This window comes from Streptomyces sp. 13-12-16 (assembly GCF_002114215.1).
GTDB lineage: Bacteria > Actinomycetota > Actinomycetes > Streptomycetales > Streptomycetaceae > Streptomyces.
This window is the reverse complement of the sequence record NZ_NCTE01000379.1, coordinates 1-3,224: the sequence shown is the minus strand read 5'-3', so window position 1 is coordinate 3,224 and position 3,224 is coordinate 1. Positions and strand designations below refer to the sequence as shown.

Sequence of the window (3,224 nt, the reverse complement as noted above, 5' to 3'; positions counted from 1 at the left end):
GTCGGGCACGCCGAGCGCGGTGGCGATCCGCGCCATGTCGGCGACGTACGCGTCACAGCCCTCCTCGTCCAGGGGACGGGCGCCGTAGCGCTGGTGGGCGCGCAGGAACATGTCGACCTCGGCGATGTGCACCCAGCACAGCAGGCGGGGGTCGGACGCCCGGTACTCCTCGCCGTCCGCGGTGGTGCCGCGCACCGTCTCGTGGACCGCCCGCACCCGGTCGACGGCCCGCTGGGCGCTGTCGGCGGTGCCGTACGTGGTGACGGCGAGGAAGGTGCTGGTCCGCTGGAGGCGTCCCCAGGGGTCGCCGCGGAACCCGGAGTGCCCGGCGACGGCGGCCATGGCCAGCGGGTGGAGCGACTGCAGCAGCAGGGCCGACAGCCCGCCGATGAACATCGACGCGTCCCCGTGCACCCTCCTGACCGGCCGGTCGGGGCCGAACCAGCGCGGGCCGGGCGTGCCGTGGATGCGCGCGCGGTTGTCCGGGCCGTCCGGTCCGGCGACCCGGGAGAAGATCGCGTGACCGATCCGGTCGCGCAGCACCGAGCCGCCTTCCGTCAGCAGTCCCATGGCCCGCTCCGTCTTCTCGCGTCCCTGACGCCCCGGGTACCCGGCCGGGCGGTCAGGGAACGTCGCCCCTCCAGTCGTACACCCGGGCGCCGGGGTCGCGGGGCGCGTACACCGCGCGGCCGCCCGCGCCGTAGCGGCCCATCTCGGTGGGCAGGCCGACGCCGTGTCTCAGTTCCGTCTCGCTGCGGCCGGTGACGTCCAGCAGCAGACCGTCCAGCGGGCCCCCGGCCAGCTCCACGTACGACCTCCCCTCGCGCGGGCCCGGATCGTCGTGGTCCGCACCGTAGACCCTGCCGCGCATGAACTCCAGTTCGTCCATACCGGCAGGATGGCATCCGGCACTGACAACCGGGCCTACGCCTCGTGCGCGCCCGCCGCCCAGGGTTTCGGCGTCCGTCCCCCGCTCCAGGCGAGCAGGGCGTCGCGGTTCACGCACACGATGCCGCACTGCTCGGCGTACTCGACGGCCGGCGCGGTGAAGTCGCTGGTGGTGACGACGAGGGCGACGTCCGCCCCGTGGACGGTGAAGCAGGTGCCGCCGAAGCGCTGGAGGTCCTGCGAGCCCACCTTGTTGTCGTCGCCGTAGCGCTTGCACTGGACGACGAGGCGGCGGCCGTCGGGGGTCAGGGCCGTCACGTCGGCGCCCAGGTCCCCCGCTCCCCCGACGACCTCCACCCGCGTGCAGCCGTCCCGCACGCACAGGCCGGCTATCGCCGCCTCGAACTCATCGGGGTCCAGGAGGTCGTAGTCGTACGTCTCCCCCGGGCCCGGGACGCCGTCGTCGTGCGTGCGGGCCGGCGCCGGTGCCGGTGCCGGTGTGTCCAGGGCGTCGAGCGCCGTCGTCGTGGCCTGTTCCAGGGCCTCGCCCGCCCGGCGGGCGATCCTCGCCGCGGACAGCCGCCGTCGTCTGCGTCCGTGGGCCAGCAGGGTCGCGACGGCCACGCACAGCAGGACGACGACCCACACCGGGCGCCGCTGCACGGCCGGGGCCAGCGCGCGCACCGCGAAGCCGACGGCGATCAGGGCCGTGGCGAGCAGGCCGAAGAACACGGCCGTCGCCCGCAGGTCGAAGCGCCGCCCGCGGTGTGTCGGACGCGTACGGCGCTGGGTCATGGTCACCGTGGTGGTTCCTCTCTCTGGCGGCCGGCACGGAGTGCGCCCGGGGTCACGCGGACCCGCGAAGATCACGTACGCCGTCTGCCCGGGATCGGGCCGTTCACCGGCGTGCCGCACATCGGCCCGGGGTAGAGGCGGTGTGTGCTGACTGCGGCAACCAGGGAGGCTGACGGTGGACTGGCGGAATTTCGCGCGACAGATGGCTTCCATGGCGCGTGATCTCCTGGCCGAGCACACCCTCGACTCGACCCTGGAGCAGATCTCACACAAAGCGGTGGAGCTCGTCGACGGCTGCGACGCCTCCGGGATCCTCGTCCTGCGGGGGGACCGGGTGAGCTCGCTGGCGCCGACCGAGCAGCTCGTGATCGACAGCGACCGCCTCCAGGAGCGCCTGCGCGAAGGGCCCTGCTTCGACGCCGCCCGGCCCGACCGGGCCGAACGCGTCTTCCGCATCCCCGACTTCACCGCGGACCCCGAACGCTGGACGTCCTTCGTGCCGCACTGCCGGGAGCTCGGGGTGGGCAGCATGATGGGTTTCCTGCTGTACACGCGTGAGGAGGAGCTGGGGGCCCTCAACATGTACTCCCGCAAGCCGGGCATGTTCACCGAGGACAGCGAGACGGCCGGCTGGCTGCTGGCCTCCCACGCGGCGGTCGCCTTCTCCACCGCCCGGACCGACGCCCAGCTGCAGGACGCCATCGCCACGCGGCATCTGATCGGCGAGGCGATGGGCATCCTGATGGGCCGCCACCACGTGACGGAGGACCAGGCCTTCCACATCCTGCGCACCCGGTCCCAGCGCACCAACACCAAACTGCGCGAGGTGGCGCGCCGGGTCTGCGAGACGGGCACCCCGGAGCAGTGACCGCCCGGCGGCAGGCGCTCAGCGGCTGCCGGTCCAGTCGTGGGCGACGTCGATCACGAGCCGGCCGTCGAGCCGCAGCACCCGGAACGGCAGCCGCGCCCGCACACCGAGCCCGATCCGGGTCTCGCCCTCGAAGCTGCCGGCGTACCGCGCGTCCCTGAACGTGCGGTACCCGGCGAGGTCCACGCCCGGCAGGGGGCGTCCGACGCGCGCGGGATAGGTGGGCTCACCGGTCTCCGGGGTGTACGCGGGTGCGGCCACCCGCACCTCGAGGACGGCGCCGCCGGAGACGGGGACGGGCCGGCCCGATCCGTCCTGGTGGAGGCGGTCGACGTACCGGACCGAGTAACCGATGCCGTCGCGGGCGGCGCCGGGCAGGTCGACGACCATCCGGTCGTAGCAGGCGTGCCGTCCGGTCCTGACGTCCCGTACCGGCGTGGCCGTGCTGCCGGAGCCGGTCTCGGGCAGGCTGCCCCAGCCGGTCGGGCACGCCGTGGCCCGGGCCGCCGTCGGCTGGACGGCGACGGCCGGGACGGCCGCCGCGGTCAGCGTGGCGCCCACGAGCACGAGAGTCGCACAGATTGTTCTCTTTCGAAGCATTTTCGGCCCCCTGGGCTCGCATCCTTCTGGTATCGGGTGAGACGACCGAGATGACCCGAAGGTTGCGGCTCCG

The 3,224-nt window shown here is 73.7% G+C and carries 5 protein-coding genes; 1 reads left to right on the top strand and 4 read right to left on the bottom strand.

What is annotated here, in order from left to right; all coding sequences use genetic code 11:
• The 3 genes from B7767_RS15800 to B7767_RS15790 all read right to left on the bottom strand — a co-directional run.
• Positions 1-570 (bottom strand): oxygenase MpaB family protein (locus B7767_RS15800; protein WP_085572748.1); only part of this gene is annotated, 570 nt, incomplete at its 3' end.
• A 52-nt stretch (positions 571-622) separates the two neighbouring features.
• Positions 623-889, bottom strand: coding sequence for a hypothetical protein (locus tag B7767_RS15795; protein WP_085572747.1), 267 nt, complete (start codon positions 887-889; stop codon positions 623-625).
• Positions 890-924: 35 nt separating this feature from the next.
• Positions 925-1,689, bottom strand: coding sequence for a restriction endonuclease (locus B7767_RS15790; RefSeq protein WP_373408218.1), 765 nt, complete (start codon positions 1,687-1,689; stop codon positions 925-927).
• A 196-nt stretch (positions 1,690-1,885) separates the two neighbouring features.
• On the opposite strand from B7767_RS15790, the gene B7767_RS15785 reads away from it, so the two are divergent.
• A complete protein-coding gene (locus B7767_RS15785; protein WP_085572746.1) occupies positions 1,886-2,551 on the top strand; it encodes a GAF and ANTAR domain-containing protein in 666 nt (221 codons plus the stop codon).
• 18 nt (positions 2,552-2,569) lie between these two features.
• Here B7767_RS15785 and B7767_RS15780 read toward each other — a convergent pair whose 3' ends face one another.
• Positions 2,570-3,151, bottom strand: a complete 582-nt coding sequence (locus B7767_RS15780) for a hypothetical protein (protein WP_179167163.1) — start codon at positions 3,149-3,151, stop codon at positions 2,570-2,572.
• Positions 3,152-3,224 lie beyond the last annotated feature (73 nt).